General features: G+C 45.4%; 15 protein-coding genes and 1 pseudogene. 3 read left to right on the forward strand and 13 right to left on the reverse strand.

Features of this window, described 5'->3' with window-relative positions; genetic code table 11:
* Window positions 1-25 precede the first annotated feature (25 nt).
* The gene (locus tag ADIAL_RS06710; RefSeq protein WP_034301659.1) at window positions 26-598 is read left to right on the forward strand and encodes a TetR family transcriptional regulator; all 573 of its coding nucleotides are present in this window, start codon (window positions 26-28) and stop codon (window positions 596-598) included.
* Window positions 599-657: 59 nt separating this feature from the next.
* Here the strand turns inward: ADIAL_RS06710 and pgeF are convergent, their stop codons facing one another.
* The 9 genes and pseudogenes from pgeF to ADIAL_RS06750 form a co-directional block, all read right to left on the reverse strand.
* Window positions 658-1,392 (reverse strand): peptidoglycan editing factor PgeF, encoded by a 735-nt coding sequence (gene pgeF / locus ADIAL_RS06715; RefSeq protein WP_034301662.1) that lies wholly within the window; start codon window positions 1,390-1,392, stop codon window positions 658-660.
* A 156-nt stretch (window positions 1,393-1,548) separates the two neighbouring features.
* Window positions 1,549-2,649: a Glu/Leu/Phe/Val family dehydrogenase gene (locus ADIAL_RS06720; RefSeq protein ID WP_034301665.1), complete on the reverse strand. Its 1,101-nt coding sequence runs from the start codon at window positions 2,647-2,649 to the stop codon at window positions 1,549-1,551.
* Window positions 2,650-2,781: 132 nt separating this feature from the next.
* On the reverse strand, window positions 2,782-3,582 hold the full coding sequence (locus ADIAL_RS11700; protein ID WP_442853026.1) for a dihydrolipoamide acetyltransferase family protein: 801 nt from the start codon (window positions 3,580-3,582) through the stop codon (window positions 2,782-2,784).
* A 20-nt stretch (window positions 3,583-3,602) separates the two neighbouring features.
* Window positions 3,603-4,143 (reverse strand): annotated as a pseudogene (locus tag ADIAL_RS11705) (biotin/lipoyl-containing protein); the annotation flags it as partial.
* Window positions 4,144-4,156: 13 nt separating this feature from the next.
* Window positions 4,157-5,143, reverse strand: a complete 987-nt coding sequence (locus ADIAL_RS06730) for an alpha-ketoacid dehydrogenase subunit beta (protein ID WP_034301671.1) — start codon at window positions 5,141-5,143, stop codon at window positions 4,157-4,159.
* 26 nt (window positions 5,144-5,169) lie between these two features.
* Entirely contained in the window at window positions 5,170-6,156 is a 987-nt protein-coding gene (locus ADIAL_RS06735) for a thiamine pyrophosphate-dependent dehydrogenase E1 component subunit alpha (protein WP_034301674.1), read from the reverse strand.
* A 19-nt stretch (window positions 6,157-6,175) separates the two neighbouring features.
* Window positions 6,176-7,591: a dihydrolipoyl dehydrogenase gene (gene lpdA, locus ADIAL_RS06740; RefSeq protein ID WP_034301677.1), complete on the reverse strand. Its 1,416-nt coding sequence runs from the start codon at window positions 7,589-7,591 to the stop codon at window positions 6,176-6,178.
* Between the two features lie 29 nt (window positions 7,592-7,620).
* Window positions 7,621-8,691 (reverse strand): butyrate kinase, encoded by a 1,071-nt coding sequence (buk, locus tag ADIAL_RS06745; RefSeq protein ID WP_034301679.1) that lies wholly within the window; start codon window positions 8,689-8,691, stop codon window positions 7,621-7,623.
* Complete coding sequence (locus ADIAL_RS06750) at window positions 8,688-9,551, reverse strand: phosphate acyltransferase (RefSeq protein ID WP_051503785.1); 864 nt, start codon at window positions 9,549-9,551, stop codon at window positions 8,688-8,690. Before ADIAL_RS06750 ends, buk begins: the two co-directional genes overlap by 4 nt.
* A 422-nt stretch (window positions 9,552-9,973) precedes the next feature.
* Here ADIAL_RS06750 and ADIAL_RS06755 point away from each other — a divergent pair, with 422 nt between their 5' ends.
* Window positions 9,974-11,302 carry a sodium-dependent transporter gene (locus tag ADIAL_RS06755; RefSeq protein ID WP_034301683.1) on the forward strand — a complete coding sequence of 443 codons (1,329 nt, stop codon included), beginning with the start codon at window positions 9,974-9,976 and terminating at the stop codon, window positions 11,300-11,302.
* 149 nt (window positions 11,303-11,451) lie between these two features.
* Here ADIAL_RS06755 and ADIAL_RS06760 read toward each other — a convergent pair whose 3' ends face one another.
* Window positions 11,452-12,429 (reverse strand): ring-cleaving dioxygenase, encoded by a 978-nt coding sequence (locus ADIAL_RS06760; protein WP_034301687.1) that lies wholly within the window; start codon window positions 12,427-12,429, stop codon window positions 11,452-11,454.
* A gap of 283 nt (window positions 12,430-12,712) precedes the next feature.
* On the opposite strand from ADIAL_RS06760, the gene ADIAL_RS06765 reads away from it, so the two are divergent.
* Window positions 12,713-13,576 (forward strand): helix-turn-helix domain-containing protein, encoded by an 864-nt coding sequence (locus tag ADIAL_RS06765; RefSeq protein ID WP_051503786.1) that lies wholly within the window; start codon window positions 12,713-12,715, stop codon window positions 13,574-13,576.
* Window positions 13,577-14,201: 625 nt separating this feature from the next.
* Here ADIAL_RS06765 and ADIAL_RS06770 read toward each other — a convergent pair.
* The 3 genes from ADIAL_RS06770 to ADIAL_RS06780 form a co-directional block, all read right to left on the reverse strand.
* Window positions 14,202-14,765 (reverse strand): GNAT family N-acetyltransferase, encoded by a 564-nt coding sequence (locus ADIAL_RS06770; RefSeq protein WP_034301692.1) that lies wholly within the window; start codon window positions 14,763-14,765, stop codon window positions 14,202-14,204.
* Window positions 14,766-14,912: 147 nt separating this feature from the next.
* Window positions 14,913-15,716, reverse strand: coding sequence for an MBL fold metallo-hydrolase (locus ADIAL_RS06775; RefSeq protein WP_034301760.1), 804 nt, complete (start codon window positions 15,714-15,716; stop codon window positions 14,913-14,915).
* Window positions 15,717-15,878: 162 nt separating this feature from the next.
* Window positions 15,879-16,172: a DUF1294 domain-containing protein gene (locus ADIAL_RS06780; RefSeq protein ID WP_051503787.1), complete on the reverse strand. Its 294-nt coding sequence runs from the start codon at window positions 16,170-16,172 to the stop codon at window positions 15,879-15,881.
* Between the last annotated feature and the right edge of the window lie 87 nt (window positions 16,173-16,259).

Below are 16,259 nucleotides of genomic sequence, written 5' to 3' on the forward strand. Positions count from 1 at the left end.
TTAGAAAGGACGATATCCAAACGCCATGGAACAAGTAAATACTGACCCGCGTGTCACCCGTACCCGTAAACTGATCATGGAATCATTTCTTGCCCTTTCACGCAGCAAAGATTTTTCATCTATTACCGTTACAGATATTGCTGAAGCAGCTACAATCAACAGAGCAACATTCTACAGTCACTTTATGGACAAGTATGATCTTCTCGAAAAAGTCGTAAACGATAAGCTTCAGCTCAACCTGGGCTGTGAACAGGTAAAAGCGACTCTTTCGCTTGAGATGACTGTTACACAGCTGTTCATTTCCTTGACATGCTTTGAATCTAATATTAACCCATACAGCACAGGATATGAGGAAATTGAAACGATTGATTCGGTCGTGCACCGGCAGCTTAATCGTATCCTGTTTGAGAAAATCAAAGCAGTGAAAGCTAACCTGAAAGACCCTACAACAACTAAGCTGGCCCGTTTGATGACGCATGCCCTGATAGGCATGAGTAGGGACTATAAAGAGGTCCAGGCCAGTGAACCGCCAGCAGACTATATAGCCCCGCTGCTTCCCTATATTCTTTACGGCTTTGATCATTCAGCCGATCAATAAACAATAAACCAGGCCAATGGGAACGTGACTGTTCCGTTGGCCTGGTTTATTGTTTTCTCCTAAGATAGCCCCTTTTCCATCATTGCAAACAGACCATTCAGCTGATAGACTGCTCCCTCTTTTCTGGCTGAATGAAGCCGACTATCTGTGTACGTCGATGCTCTTTCGACTTCCATATGCTCTTTTCTTATTCCTGCTTCGAGTAAACTGCTCACATTGGCATCCAACATACTCAGTCTGTACTTATCTCCATCGGGCTCAAAGAAATCATCCCTTTTACTGAAGTTAGCAAAAGCCGCATACACTTCTGGCCCTACCTGATAGTTGTCCTGGTCAATAGACGGCCCTACATAGACAATCAGATCCTCTACTTTAGACCCGAAGGTTCTGCACATTTTTTCTACCGCCCGGACAGCTATACGCTGTGTTGTTCCTCGCCAACCCGAGTGGACATTAGCCAACACACCATTTGCCGGATCAAAGATAATCACTGGCGTGCAGTCCGCGTATTTGATCAGCAAGCCCACCCCTTTCTGATCAGTCAGTAAGCCGTCCGTATTCTCGAATATGCGTCCAGACACAAAGGTTTCCCCATTGTTGCCGTTGCAGTAGGCTACATTGGCTGAATGGGTCTGCTGGGCAGTATAGATGACTTCAGGTTCTACCCCCATTTCGCTGGTCAGTCGGGACATCTCTTCTGCGATTCTTTCGCCCATTAGCTGATATCGGAAATTATAATCCGAGCCGGCAACTTTTGTGGTTACTCCGTATCTCTGTAATAGTTTTGAATGCATCCTGTTTTCCACCTCTGAATCGGTATAGTTGAATGCCCCTAGTATATCACAGTGCCGCCAGCACAAACATCTTACTGCTGTTTCCTCAAAAAAAAAATCCGGCAGTCTTTAAAGGACCACCGGAATCAATACTTTTGGACTTTATTTTTACTGTATTTAGCTGATTATGGATTTGCTGTTCTGGCTGAATATGCTACGGGTATGTTTAACTGCCGCGATGCGCTCTTCAGCCAGGATATCCGCTGCCTGATAAGTTGGAATAGCATCCCGTTCGGCTATAGCAAATACTTTTTCAATCTGATTGTATATATTGTCAATCAGTTTCTGAGCTCTTACCGGATTATAGCCCCCATTGAATTCATCAGCTACCTGAATAACCCCGCCTGAATTAAGAATATAGTCAGGCGCATAAACGATACCCAGTTCATCGAGCAAATCACCATGACGTGCTTCCTCCAGTTGATTATTGGCTGCTCCGGCTACAACCCAGATACCGGCAGCCTGCATATGTCTGATGCTGTCATCATTGACTGTTGCACCCAATGCACAAGGTGCATAGATGTCCGCCTTAATTGAAAACAGATCATCGGCATCAACGATTTGACACCCTAGAGCTCTCGCCCGTTCTCTAGGTTCCTCAAATAAGTCAGCAGCAATCACTTGCCCGCCTTCTCCCAGAATTTTCTCAGCCAGGATATACCCGACTTTCCCGACTCCTTCTATCAGAACACGGCGTCCATTTAGTGAGTCTGAACCAAAGGCTTTTTTTGCGGCAGCTTTCATTCCCACATATACACCATGAGCGGTCGATGGAGAGGGATTCCCTGATGTTCCAGGCTTCAAGCCCGTCCCGGCTACATACTGCGTTTCTTGAAAGACGTAATCCATTTCTCTTTCCGTAGTCCCTACATCTGCGGCGGTGATGTACCTGCCATTGAGACCTTCTACAAAACGTCCAAAAGCTCTGAAGACTGCCTCTTTATTCACTTCCCGATTGGGATCCTTGATGATGACTGTTTTGGCTCCGCCAATAGGGAGTCCACTGGCTGCATTTTTGTATGTCATTCCTTTAGCTAGTCGTAATGCATCCTTTATTGCATCATCTTCACTGGCGTAGGTCCAGTAACGTGTTCCTCCCAGTCCCGGTCCCAGCGTGGTGTCGTGAATACAGGTGATTGCTTTCAGTCCAGTCTCCTCATCATGCATAAAGACTATCTGCTCATAATCATGTTCTGCCAGTGCTTTAAAAATTTCCATCTCTTCTGCTCCCTTCCCTTACCGTTTTGTTTTACCCGTGAGCGGCCTGCTGACTGACCAAGCCAGTCACATCGACTTCACTGAAATGCTTCTTGATCATGAAAACAGTATAGCGGACTAAGACACTGCTGATCAGTACAAATCTTCCTCACTTGAATAACGGTTCAGGTTATCTTTAACCGTCTGGAGAAAGCGTCCAGCCTGTAAGCCGTCGATGATACGGTGATCAATCGACAGACACAAATTGACCATGTCTGCAGCTTTAAAGCCGCCGTCAGCTGTCGGCACAAAACGCTTACTGATACTTTCAACCTGGAGGATGGCTGCCTGAGGATGATTGATAATGCCCATCGACTGAATAGAACCGAAACTTCCTGTGTTATTAAGCGTCATTGTTCCTCCCTGCATATCAGCTGATGTCAACTTTCCCCGACGGGCAAGTTCTGCCAGCCGACTGATTTCCCTTGATAACCCACTAATGGAGTAGCCATCAGCTTTCTTTATGACAGGTACAAACAAATGCTCATCCGTTGCAACAGCTATGGAAAGATTGATCTCACCATGATAGATGATACTGCCCTCTTTCCATGACGTATTAATGACAGGATGTTTTTTCAACGCCTGAACAACCGCTTTGACGAAAAACGGGAAGTAAGACAGAGATACCCCTTCTTGCTCTCTGAACTGATCTTTTGTCTTCTCCCTCAGCGCAACAATATTGCTGACATCCGCTTCCACCATCATCCAGGCATGTGGAATTTCCGTAGTACTTTGAACCATTTTTTTGGCTATAGCCTTGCGTATGCCGTCGGCCGGCACACTATATTCAGTTGCTTGGAATCCTTTGTGTGCATGTTCCTGCTCTGCAGGCATTCTGTCAGGCTGGTCATTCTGCTTTCGCTTTGCTACTGTATCTGCTACTTTTGTATTCATACCCGCTTCAGGCTTGGCTGCCGGATTGAACTGCAATACATCTTTGCGAGTTATCCGCCCGTGCTTGCCTGTTCCTTCGACTTCAGACAAATCGATGCCTCTTTCCTGAGAAATTCGCATGACTGCCGGTGAATAACGGGGGCTGTGACCTTTTTCTTTATCAGAGTGGAGAGCAGACTCCCGGTTGACCGACTCTGTTGTCCGTTCAATCGGCTGACTGCCAGCCTTGTCGATTTCTTCATTTAGATGATCGATAAATTCTTCCGTCTGCATTTTCGCTGCTTTGCCGTTGCCGTTTTCAGAAGGACTTTTGCCTGCGTCTGCTGTTTCGATTGTCATGATGGGAGTGCCGATAGCCACATCCATATCTGTATCAATCAGCAAGTCTTTTACGACCCCTGTATAGTTGGATGGTATCTCAGTTGTCACCTTGTCCGAGACAGCCTCAGCAATCGGATCGTATTTATTTATCTGATCCCCTGCTTTAACGATCCAAAGAGACAGCGAAGCTTCTGTCACGCTTTCCCCGAGATGGGGCATTTTTATGGTTTCAATACTCATCTGTATGTCCTCCTCAAAACTCTGCCAGTTCCCTCATGGCAGTCCTTACTTTATCCTCATCGACCAGAAATGCCCTTTCAAGAGCTATCGCATACGGCATGCTCGGAGAATCCGGCCCAGCTAGCCGACGGATTGGGGCATCCAGATCAAAGAGCGCTTCTTCTGCAATGACGGCAGAAATTTCACTCATAATGCTGCCTTCCAGATTGTCTTCTGTGACCAATAAAACTTTCCCGGTTTTTTTGGCTGCCTTGACCAGTGTCTCTTTATCCAGCGGATAAAGAGAGCGGACATCGACAATTTCAGCTTCTATCCCTTCTTCGCTAAGGGTTTCTGCTGCCTTGAGTGCATGATTGAGGACCATGCCGTAAGCGATGACGGTCAGATCCTCTCCTTCACGAACCACATTTGCTTTATCCAGAGGAACGGTGTAGTCTTCTTCCGGTACGTCCTCTTTAAGTAACCGGTACAGGCGTTTGTGTTCATAAAATAAGACAGGGTCATCACAGCGGATTGCAGCCTTGATCAGGCCTTTCGCATCATGGGGAGAAGACGGTGTGACGATCCGCAGACCTGGTTGTCCGAACAGCACTTTTTCAGTGGACTGAGAATGGTAGAGCCCCCCTCTGACCCCTCCGCCGTAAGGAGCACGGTAAACGACCGGTGCAGTCCAGTCTCCTTTAGTCCGGTAACGCATGCGGGACGCTTCAGAAATAAGCTGGTTGACGGCCGGCAAAATATAATCGGCAAACTGAAACTCTCCAATCGGACGGTAGCCCACCAGACCCAGCCCAACTGCCAGTCCTCCAATCTGTCCCTCAGTCAGCGGGGTGTTAAAGCAGCGTTCCTCTCCAAACTTCTCGGCCAGCCCTTTTGTCACTCCGAACACACCCCCTTTGACGCCCCCGACATCCTCTCCGAATATAACCACTCGCTCATCCCGGGCCATTTCTTCTTCAATCCCTTTTTTGATGGCTTCCAAATATGTCATCATTGCCATAGTCATTACACTTCCTTTTCGCTTTATCAGTCTGCATATACCTGGTCGAGGATTGAATCTGCTGTGGGATCCGGCATTCTTTCTGCCGCTTCAGTTGCCTGATCGATTTCTTTTCTCAGGTCACTGTCGATTGCCTTCAGCTCTTCTTGGCTTAGGTATCCTTCTTCAATCAGCTGTTTTTCAAACAGGGTCAGACCATCCTTTTCCCTCAGGCCGGCCAAATCTTCCTTTGTTCGGTAAATACTGTGGTCATCATCTGCTGAATGAGAAGTCAGCCGGGTTACCATCAGCTCAATAAGCGTCGGCCCTTTGCCGCTACGGGCATTGTCAGCCGCTTTCTTGAAAGCCAGATAAGTTTCCGCAAAGTCATTTCCATTGACCTGGATACCAGGAAAGCCATAAGCTGGCCCCCGGTCTGACATCTTTTCATTCGCGTACTGTTCATCTACTCCGACAGAAATAGCATAGCCGTTGTTTTCGATCACAAAAACCATCGGCAGTTTTTTGACGCCGGCAAAGTTCATGGCTTCCTGTACTTCTCCCTGATTGGCTGCCCCTTCACCAGTGGCTGTCAAGGTAACGTAGTCGGCTTTTTTCAGCTGTGCTCCGTAAGCTACACCGGTAGCCAGCGGAAATTGCGTGCTCACTGTAGAAGAATGAGAAACGATATTATGCTCCTTGGAGCCATAATGGTTTGGCATCTGCCGTCCGTGTGAGGAAGGGTCGTCCTCTTTTCCGAGTGACCCCAAAAGGATATCTTTAGGCGTCATTCCCCATACGAGACAGGCACTCATGTCCCGGTAGTAGGGCAGAAAGTAGTCCTTTTCAGGCTGAAAAGCCATCGCCATCGCTACTTGACCAACCTCATGTCCCTGCCCGGAAATATTGAAGGAGGTCTTGCCGATCCGAGTCAGCTGCCATAGGCGTTCATCCAGTCTTCTGCCCAACAGGATAGTTCGGTAAGCCTGTATGATTTCTTCTGTTGTCAAACCCGATGCTTCCAATTTCTTCATAGTCTGTCCACTCACTTTCCTATTTGTGAATCGCTGATTTATAAGTATCAAGAGCCGCTTCCTGTATGGCTTCCGATAAAGTCGGGTGAGGATGGATGGCCTCTCCCAACTCAATTGGACTGGCATCCATATAGATTGCTGTACTGACCTCCGAGATGAGCTCGGTCGCATGGGGGCCGATGACTGAGACACCAAGCAAGTCATCGGATGTTTCATCCCTGATGATTTCCACAAGGCCTTCAGCATTGCCATTGATAAGGGCTTTGCCATTTGAACCGAAACTGAACGTCCCGATTTTGACCCTTCTCCCTTCTGGTACAGTTTCTCTAATATAACCCACACTGGCTATTTCAGGCGAGGTATATGTGCACCGGGGAACATTATGATAGGCCAGCGGTTCGCTCGTGTTCTTCACTATATGCTCAACTGCCAGTTCTCCTTCCTTCATTGCTACATGAGCGAGTTGCATAGTGTCGATACAGTCTCCTATAGCATAAATATGGCTTTCACTCGTCTGATAATGACTGTTGACAACTATCCCTTTTTCAGTGTATTTCACTGATGTGTTCTGCAGTCCAAGGCCGTCCACAACCGGTCTGCGCCCAATGGCAGTCAGTACTTTATCCACTGTTAGAACTTCTTCTGCTTCTTCTAAAGAGAGCAGCACTTTGCCATTTTTCATTTCTGCTTTTTTGACTGGCTGATTCAGCTCGATGTTGATTCCACGTTTGATAAACTGCCTGTAAAGTTCTTTGGAAACAGCTTCGCTCTCGTTGATGACTAGACGGTCCAGTGCCTCAATTACTGTCACTTTTACTCCCAGACTGTTGAGCATAGAAGCCCATTCGACTCCAATCACTCCGCCTCCTATGATCGCCATGGAATCGGGCAATGCCTCCAACTGAAACATACCATTAGAAGACAATATGACTTCCTCATCAACCGGCAGGGTTGGCAAGCTGTTAGGAACCGCTCCGGTTGCAATAATCAGCTTTTTGGGCACATAAATCTCTTCCTCTCTGTCAGGATCGTCAAAGGTAACTGCGACAGCTCCTGAAACTGGTGAGAATATAGAGGGCCCGAGAACTGCCCCTTTTCCTTTGAGATACGTAATCTTGTTCTTGCTGATCAACCCTTTTACCCCCTGATGCAGGGTATCTACAATCTCATTTTTACGACTAACCACCTTGCCGTAGTTGACTTCACCTTTTTCTTTCAGATCAATGCCGTAACTTTCAGCGTCTCTGAGAGTGTCCATTACTTCTGCGCTTCTTAAATAAGCTTTGGTTGGTATACATCCCCGGTGCAGGCAAGTTCCACCCAGTTTATCCTTTTCTACAAGAACAACTTTCATTCCTTGCTGAGCGGCACGAATGGCCGCAACGTAGCCACCGGTTCCTCCCCCAAGGATCAATAAATCTGTTTCAATTGCCATATGTCAACCTCCTCCTTATCCATATAATCTTACCGGTAATGTCTGACTGCTTCAGACCCGTTCAGTACTCTACTGACCCCTTCGAAAAGAGCTTCCATCTCCATTTCTCCCGCCATGATTTCAACCGGAGCAATCCAGCCTACCCGCCGGATAATAGGGTCGACTAAAGCAGTGGAATAGGCAGCGCCTCCGGTCAAAATAATCCGGTCTACCCGGCCTTCCAGCACCGTCGCCATTTCTCCAATTGCTTTTGCCACCTGATAGGTCATCGCGTCAAGGTAGAGTTTTGCCTCTTTATCTCCTGACTGACATTTGCCAATAATTTTTCTTAAGTCAGTTTCCTGAAGGTAAGAGTACATTCCACCTTGTCCAGCCAGCTTTGCCTTGACTGCTTGTAGACTCCAGCCATTTGTCAGGATCATTGCGGCAAAATCGTGCAGAGGCAAGCCACCGGTTCGTTCAGGAGTAAACGGCCCTTCACCATCGAGTCCATTCACTACATCAATCATTTTCCCCCGACGATGTGCCGCAATACTTGAGCCACCGCCCATGTGCGCAACAATAACTGAGCAGTCTGTATAGTTTTTCCCGTCTTTCTTCAATACTGCTCTTGCCACTGCTTTTTGATTCAGTGCATGTACCACACTGCGGCGCTCTATTCCTTTTAGGCCGGAAATTCTGGCAACATCTTCAAACTCATCTACCACTACCGGATCAACGATATAGGCTTCTACGCCTGCTTCTTGTGCCATACCGTAAGCCAGAACAGCTCCGAGGTTGGATGCATGGGTGCCATACCGTTCTTCTGTCAAGTCATCCAGCATGTCTTTTCCCACTAGATAAGTTCCTCCAGGAATCGGCTTAAGCAGACCTCCCCTACCGACGACCGCCTGCAGTTCTGCTTGCAAGACCTGATTCTTTTTTAAAAACCCCTTTATCAGTTCTTTCCTGAATGCTTTCTGCTCCATGACTCCGTTAAAAGAGTTCAGCTCTTCTGCTGTATGGCGAATCGTCTGGGCGGTCTGGTTTCCTTGACCATCAAAGAGGGAAACTTTGGTTGATGTTGAACCTGGATTGATTGCTAAAATATACTGTCTCATCTGTCTTCTCCTGCAAAGGTGTGTTCTGTTTGACTACTCAACTGCATCAAGGCAAAATCGAGTGCATACCGCTTATTTTCGACAGTGTCGCTCCGTGATGTCAGAACAATCGGGACCCTTGTTCCGACAATCGTTCCGCCAATTTTCGCTTCGCCAAACAGCAGAAGGGACTTGTACAATACGTTGCCGGCATCAATTCCTGGGACAACCAGCACATCTGCATCCCCTCGAACGGGTCCTTCAAAGCGCTTCAGTTCAGCTGAATCTTTCGACAAAGCAAGATCTAACGATAGTGGACCGTAAATAATAGCCCGGCGGTCACTTCTGAACTGATCTGTGAGTTTTTGTGCGGTGATGGAGGACGGCATTTTAGGATTAATATTTTCTGCTGCACTTAAAATCGCAAGCTTGGGCCGGCTCATCCCCATCGCTTGCGTCACATCCAGCACATTGTCAATAATGGCACTCATCTGCTCTGTACTTGGCGAAATATTCATTCCCGCGTCAGTGAGCAATATCGGCCGCTGAAATGAAGGAAGGCTGATCAGCGCCACGTGAGACAGCAGTTTTTTCTGTTTAAGATTATGTTCTGCTCTTAAAACTTCTTTCAATAAGCTGTGCGTCTGAATCCCTCCCTTGAGGAGAATATCGGCTTCGCCGGAAGCTGCGCACGCAACCGTTTTTCGAACCATCTCTTCCAAGCTGCTGCATGCTCGGTAATCCCAAACATCTCGGGAAGCAAGATTGGCTTCCGTGTCAAATACAATAAACTTAACTTCTTCAGAAAGCGTAGACTTACTCAGTCTAACCAGCTCAAGTATTTCCTTTCTGGATCCTCCTGCTACAGCGACTGTTGGCATATAACCATCCCTTTCATTATGTAAACGCTTTATTCAAGTTTACCTCATATTTAAAATTGTGCAAATTTTTTTTTGCTTTGTCTCATTAATTTCAGCTCATTTGTCTCATTATAATTTAAGGCTTCCTATTTTATCCTTCTGTACAGACTGCTTTATGTATTAGCAGTTTTAATTCAGCCATTTTTTTACTCATGACAAAGACAGACAGATGACTGACCCAGCCCTATCATACCATTGCCAAAACACTCTGAACGGCCTTAAGTTAAAAAAATTTACTGATTGACACCTTGCAACCTTTTACAAAGACATTCAATATTAAATAAGCAAATATAATGAATATATGATGAGAGAAGCATTTCAATAGCTTAATCGATAATGTATACTGTTCAGATGTCATTATGATAAAAAGGAGAGTTATTTCAATGGTAGAAAAAAGAGAACAGTGGGGTTCGCGTTGGGGATTCATCCTAGCCACAATGGGCTCTGCAGTAGGACTTGGAAATATTTGGCGGTTTTCATTCGCCATGGGGTCAAATGGAGGATCAGCTTTCCTGATTATTTATCTGGTCAGTGTCCTGCTTTTGGGCTTTCCTGTCATGCTGATAGAGTTCTCTATCGGACGACGGTCACAAGCAGATGCAGTTCAGGCATTCAGTAAGCTTGCACCTAAAAAACCCTGGTTTTTAGCCGGAGGACTGGGTGTACTGGCCGCTTTTCTGATTCTGTCCTTTTACGGCGTCATCGGCGGCTGGTCCTTGCGCTATACCTTTGACTACATGACCGGTGGAATCTCCGGCGATCCTTCAGACTACTTTAGTCAATTTATCGGCAGTGCAGCTCAGCCCGTTGCCTGGCAGTTTTTGTTTATGGCTCTCAGTATCGGGATTGTTTATGTCGGCGTTCAAAAAGGAATCGAACTGACAAGTAAAGTCATGATGCCCCTACTCAGTATTCTGGTAGTCGGACTGGCGGTTTACAGCATGACACTGGGTGGGACCCGTGAGGCTCTGGCCTTTATGTTCAGTCCGGAGTGGAGCGCTTTTACTGATCCCAATATTTACCTTGCAGCCATGGGTCAGGCGTTTTTCACACTCAGTCTGGGAATGGGTATCATGCTCACCTATAGTAGTTATCTGGATCCTGAATCCAGCCTGCCTTCCTCGGCAGCAATCATTATTGTACTGGATACCTTGTTTGCTATTATTTCAGGCTTGATCATTTTCCCGGCGCTTTTTGCCTTCGGTCTTGATCCGTCGGAAGGTGCAGGCCTTGTTTTTATCGTCCTTCCAACCATTTTTGAAGGTCTGGGTGGAATCGGAACACTTGTGGGTCTGATCTTCTTTATTCTGTTTTCATTGGCAGCACTGTCTTCTGCGATTTCTCTTTTGGAAGTTTCCGTGGCCTACTTCATGCGCCGGTTCAATCTGTCCCGCAAAACGACTACACTACTGTCCGGCATTGTCATTTCTTTAATCGGTATTCTTTCGTCGCTTAGTCAAGGAGCTGTGGATATTGAAGTTTTTGGAGACAGTTTCCTCGACTTTGTCGACGCCTTTACCGGCAATCTACTGTTGCCTTTGAGTGCACTGATTTCCGTTTTATTCGTGACCTGGTCATGGAGCACGGAAGATATCCTGCACCATACTGACATTCATGGCAAGGCTTGGGCTGAACCTCTTATTTTCACAGCAAAATTTATCGCCCCGATAGCCATACTGATTGTTTTAGCCATAGGTATTATCAACTGGTGAGCCAGTTGACGCGCATACAGTATGAGGAAATTGGCTTTTTATAAAAGCGAGCCTTAACTGCAAACAAAATGCATCCTCCTTCTCACGCCTGTTATCAGGTCAAGAAGGTTGGATGCATTTTGTTTTTTTATGGTGAATGTAGCACTTGCTTATTCTTTTATAAATACCTGAGTACTTCTGACCGTATCAATATGACGGACCTGTGCTTCGATAGCTTCTCTATCCCTTTCTAAAAACGGAGGAAGAGACAACTTTTCTCCTAGTGTTTCATAAGGCTCATCCCCCATAAATCCTGGACCGTCTGTAGCCAGTTCGACCAGTATGCCTCGGGTAATACGGGCATACAGAGATTTAAAATAAAAACGGTCAACAAAACCGGAATTGGGTAACTGGAACTGACGGTACCGCTCAATCCACTGATCGATGGCTTTTTTGTCTTTCAGTCTAAAAGCCACATGGTGGACGGTACCGGCTCCTTCTTGGTGCGGAGGCAGCGACTTGTCAATTTCAACAATGATTTGAGCTCCGTTTCCTCCTTCACCCATTTCAAACAAGTAACGCTCGCCCTCCTGGGCAATTTCTTGCATACCGTAGACTTGCTCCAAAACCGCCTTGATATAGTCATAGTCTGAATAAGTTAGAGTCACTGGTCCTAAACCGGTAATGGCATGAGCCAATGGTACTGGGCCTTTTTCCCAGGGTGTTCCGGATGCAACGCCCTCATTTCCCTCATCAGACATCAGCTGATACTGCTGACCATCAAAGTCAACAAATGGCAGCACTTGCTTGCCAAAGACGGTCTGAATTTCTTCATGATGGACGTCATACTTGTCAAAACGCTCGAGCCAGTAGTTCAAAGCTTCATTGTCAGGCACTCGAAAAGCTGTACGTGATACTTCATCGTTCCCGTGTCTGCCTTTGGGTACGTTGGGGAAATCAAAAAAGGTCATATCTGTCCCCGCACTTCCTTTATCATCGGCAAAAAACAGATGGTAGGTATGAATATCATCCTGATTGACCGTTTTCTTGACTAGACGCATGCCTAAAATATGCGTAAAAAATTCATATATCTTTTCTGCACTGCTAGTGATTGCTGTGACATGGTGTATTCCCGAAACTGGTTCCATATATGTTCCTCCTAATATATACTCATTATCCTTTAGCTGACTTTTTAGTCTTATGCTTAATTCGAAACAGGAATAAATGCTACCCCACCAACTATACTACTACTCACGAGGGGATAAATAACTTTTATCTCGAATTAGAGATTATTATACCCTACTCTCCTTTCCCTTGTCAAACTATTGCATTTTTATGAAAAATAAATCATTTCTGTAATATTTATTAATATTGATTGCTAACTGCAAAAGAATCTTTTATACTTCATATTATAGAAAGCGTGGGATAATAATGAAATTAGGTGAACTAATCAAGACTAGGCGTAAAGAACTTGGTCTGACCCAACAGGACCTGGCCAAAGATATATGTGCCCAGGCACTGATCAGCCGGGTTGAAAAGGGTGACATCGTTCCAAAAAAATCGATTTTAAACAAACTTGAAATACGCCTGGAGCTCGAGGAAAACCAGCTCCTGAAAGCGGAACAAGACAACAACAAGAAAAATGAACTTGATGATGTACAGAAAACCATTCGTGAATATTTAACATCTCGGGACTACAAGACAATTGAGCTGCTGTTGGATCACCACAAAGAGCTGATCAACAATGCACGAGACGTCAACGACAAAGTATTCTTTTCCATGGTCGAAGCCTCTTTAAAGTATCACTTGTACAGCGAACCAGATGCGGCTCTTGATATTTTGAACGATATGTATTTAGGTGATGTCAACAAGTCTTTAGCTGTTGAGATTTACAACACGCGTGGTATAATTTACTACAGCAAAGAGATGCATCAGGAAGCCATGGCTATGTATAAAAAAGGAATCGACCTGATCGATGAATCAATCGATTATGAAATTCGTTCTAAAATCATCCTGAATTATGCACTTACTTTGGAGCAGCAAGATCATAACAAAGAGGCGCTGTCTTATGTATCTGAAGGCATCGATATGCTGGTCAAAAATAACTCCCTTTACTCGTTAGGCGACTACTATCACACTAAAGGGCATATCTTCTTTAAACTGGGTAACCTGGACAATTCACGTGAGTGTTTTGAACTGTCGTCCAGCATTTTCAAAATCCAAAATAATAACAAACTTTTATCCTTTTCTCAGTTGGCGCTGACGGAGATTGAAAACAGGTTGTCTTCTAACTAAGGAGGAGTCCACTATGAAGCAGAGCAGAAAAGTTCTCTCATATGTATTAACAGGTTTGCTGGTCATTACGTTTATTGTTACCCCATTGTCTATCCCAAGAATTCCGCCATTGCAAGGTCGTGCAGAAGTCCCAGTAGAACGTACATTGGTTTAACACTGTAATTGCCAACTGTTAAAGATAAAAGACTTCCCGAATCCCCTAAAAAGGACGGCCAGAGGTGCTGCATGCCTCTGACCGTCCTCTTTTCTATTGCTGCTTATTTTTATGCTTTTTGATCTTCAGGCAGTTAGAGCCCCTTGACATCCATGCTTTTCCAGTTTGCCTCATTACTTTACAGCGTCTTTAAAACAGCTTTGGTTCACAGCACGCTTTAATGCTGTCATTTCTTCTAAAAGTAAAACAGTCAGTATTCTGTGCTGCCTGTTTTTTAGTATTCCACCCTGATCCCTGTCATAACAGACCTCAACAGTCCGCTCGCCGGAATAGACAAAATCATATTTACTGTATAAACTGGCTAAGCAGGTTCTTTTCAGTAGACCAAAGTAGCATCACTGCTCTTACTGAATGCCTCACGGTCTTCTTCTGCCTTTGACTATGTAACTGTCAAAACTATTCCAGCAGCTGTCAGTCACGGTGAAACCTGCTCATATTTTTCCACTCACTTCTCAGCAGGCCGTAAATCATCATGTTGTGGCTACGGCCATTGATGCGCTCATTGGCTCGCCGCATGCCTTCCAGGACAAATCCTAGTCTCTCAGGAATACTTCGGCTTCTGACATTTTCTTCCGCTGCCCAGATTTCTATTTTATTCAGTTTGTAGTATTCAAAACCATAATCAGTCAGTGCCTGAGCAGTTTGGCTCATGACTCCTTTTCCCTCATGAGCCGGCGAGATCCAGTAACCGATTTCCGCACTTCTGACATCCCAGTCAAAATACTTTAAGCTAGCAGATCCAATGATCTTCCCCCGAAAAACAATCAGGCAGTGCATGCCCTTTTGTTTGGATAGTTCAATTAAATTCTGTTCAATACTGTCTTGGACGTCCTGCTGACTTTTTATCTGATGAACCCAGCTCATCCATTCACCTATGTGTGCTCTGGACACCTCAATCAGTTCAAACAGTTCAGCACTGTCTTTTGGCATTGTTAATTTTAGTGACAACTCCTGGTCTATTTTGTATTCAAACATCAGGCTTTCTCTCCTCTGCAAAATAAAACTACCCGCTACTGGTTTCTCTTATATGAATCCTGAAGCTATCCCTTAAGCTGATACTGTTGCTTAATCTTTAGTCATAGCCCAAAGATCAAATAAAGGAACTTCCGGCCTTCACCTTTTTTAGCGGTGCTCTTCCTTGGCGGCTCTTCTTATGTTGTTTCGGTGCATATCAATCATGCCGTCAAAGAAAAGAAAACGCTCGCGGCATTCTTTTTCTAGCGCATCCACATCACGGTTTAAACGGTCAAGGTAATCCTGGGTAAAGGCAAGCCGAGCAATCATTTCATTTTTATCTTCAGTTACATTCCCGTGACCCGGAACATGACAGCGAATATCATGCTCTTCCATAATGGCCCCGGCCTTCTTTGCAGTCTGCTTGTACTTTTTCCAGTTGTAGCTGATAAATGGGCACTCAACATCAGATAGATAGTCACCTGAAAGAAGAATGCCATATGGCTCGATGACCGTAAAGAGCCCATCGGCGGTATGGCCGGGAGCCAGATAAAAGTGCAAGGTCATATCCCCCAGTTTGAGAGCGTCCCCATCCATGGTGATCATCCGGTCCACATGGGGATAGACGTGTGTGTAATCGCGCTCTATATAATGCTTGCTATCAAAAGCTTTGGCTTCCTCCAGACATGCACGCTTGCCTGGATTGTTGTGAAAAGCTTTAGATGCGATGACAAAAGCTTTCGGGAAAGCTCCCGCACCTATAATGTGATCGAAATCACTGTGGGTATAGATCAGGTACAGCATCCGATTTCCCAGTCGGTCATCCACAAATTGCTTGATCTCTCTCACTTCTTCAGGCAGCCAGTTCGGATCAGTAATGATCATGGCCTGTTCTGTCTCAACAACGGCAGTTGTTGTCTGATACAATGCACTTTGAAATACAGTCAACTGGTCTTTATGAAAATGCAGCATATGATCCCCTCCAGCAAAAACCCTCTTTATTGTGTTTAATATATCATAGATATCAGCATACTGATGCTTAGACAGCTGCTCTTTTTTCGCAACATCCAAACAGCCTATTGCTTGAATCCTCTTTTTTGAACCGGTAGCGCTGTACAGATGTATTCTTCACTTCTACGGTACGTGCAATAAAATCACCGTAACCAGTATAACTGTCAGCAATCCCCCTAAAGGCACTAGCCTTTTGAATGCCGTTTTCTGTGTTTTATGTCGAAATTTGGACATAGCCACCATGGAACCGACTCCTCCACCAACCAGTGTGATAAACAGCAGCTTTCTTTCTGAAATTCGGTATTTATTTCTCCTAGCACGCTGTTTATCCAAGAAAAACAAGAGATAACTGTAGAGGTTAAGACCCACGATTCCTGTCAGGCTGATTATTTGAAAGTAAGACAACTGCTCAAACATATGATTCTCTCCCTTTATGCCAGGATAGCAGGCATACCTGCTTTTCACTGTGCTCGTTTACTTTATTATACCGCAGTTTTTTACCCC

The sequence above is a fragment of the Alkalibacterium sp. AK22 genome, assembly GCF_000585255.1.
In the GTDB taxonomy this organism is placed as follows: Bacteria; Bacillota; Bacilli; order Lactobacillales; family Carnobacteriaceae_A; genus Alkalibacterium.

What these genes read in the sequence shown, in the direction of transcription:
- ADIAL_RS06760 (WP_034301687.1), bottom strand. Translation starts at nt 12,429, where the DNA reads ATGGAACCAGTTTCGGGAATACACCATGTCACAGCAATCACTAGCAGT.
- ADIAL_RS06775 (WP_034301760.1), bottom strand. Translation starts at nt 15,716, where the DNA reads ATGCTGCATTTTCATAAAGACCAGTTGACTGTATTTCAAAGTGCATTG.
- ADIAL_RS06730 (WP_034301671.1), bottom strand. Translation starts at nt 5,143, where the DNA reads ATGGCAATGATGACATATTTGGAAGCCATCAAAAAAGGGATTGAAGAA.
- ADIAL_RS06720 (WP_034301665.1), bottom strand. Translation starts at nt 2,649, where the DNA reads ATGGAAATTTTTAAAGCACTGGCAGAACATGATTATGAGCAGATAGTC.
- ADIAL_RS06765 (WP_051503786.1), top strand. Translation starts at nt 12,713, where the DNA reads ATGAAATTAGGTGAACTAATCAAGACTAGGCGTAAAGAACTTGGTCTG.
- ADIAL_RS06710 (WP_034301659.1), top strand. Translation starts at nt 26, where the DNA reads ATGGAACAAGTAAATACTGACCCGCGTGTCACCCGTACCCGTAAACTG.
- ADIAL_RS06735 (WP_034301674.1), bottom strand. Translation starts at nt 6,156, where the DNA reads ATGAAGAAATTGGAAGCATCGGGTTTGACAACAGAAGAAATCATACAG.
- ADIAL_RS11700 (WP_442853026.1), bottom strand. Translation starts at nt 3,582, where the DNA reads ATGAATACAAAAGTAGCAGATACAGTAGCAAAGCGAAAGCAGAATGAC.
- ADIAL_RS06770 (WP_034301692.1), bottom strand. Translation starts at nt 14,765, where the DNA reads ATGTTTGAATACAAAATAGACCAGGAGTTGTCACTAAAATTAACAATG.
- ADIAL_RS06750 (WP_051503785.1), bottom strand. Translation starts at nt 9,551, where the DNA reads ATGCCAACAGTCGCTGTAGCAGGAGGATCCAGAAAGGAAATACTTGAG.
- lpdA (WP_034301677.1), bottom strand. Translation starts at nt 7,591, where the DNA reads ATGGCAATTGAAACAGATTTATTGATCCTTGGGGGAGGAACCGGTGGC.
- pgeF (WP_034301662.1), bottom strand. Translation starts at nt 1,392, where the DNA reads ATGCATTCAAAACTATTACAGAGATACGGAGTAACCACAAAAGTTGCC.
- ADIAL_RS06780 (WP_051503787.1), bottom strand. Translation starts at nt 16,172, where the DNA reads ATGTTTGAGCAGTTGTCTTACTTTCAAATAATCAGCCTGACAGGAATC.
- ADIAL_RS06755 (WP_034301683.1), top strand. Translation starts at nt 9,974, where the DNA reads ATGGTAGAAAAAAGAGAACAGTGGGGTTCGCGTTGGGGATTCATCCTA.
- buk (WP_034301679.1), bottom strand. Translation starts at nt 8,691, where the DNA reads ATGAGACAGTATATTTTAGCAATCAATCCAGGTTCAACATCAACCAAA.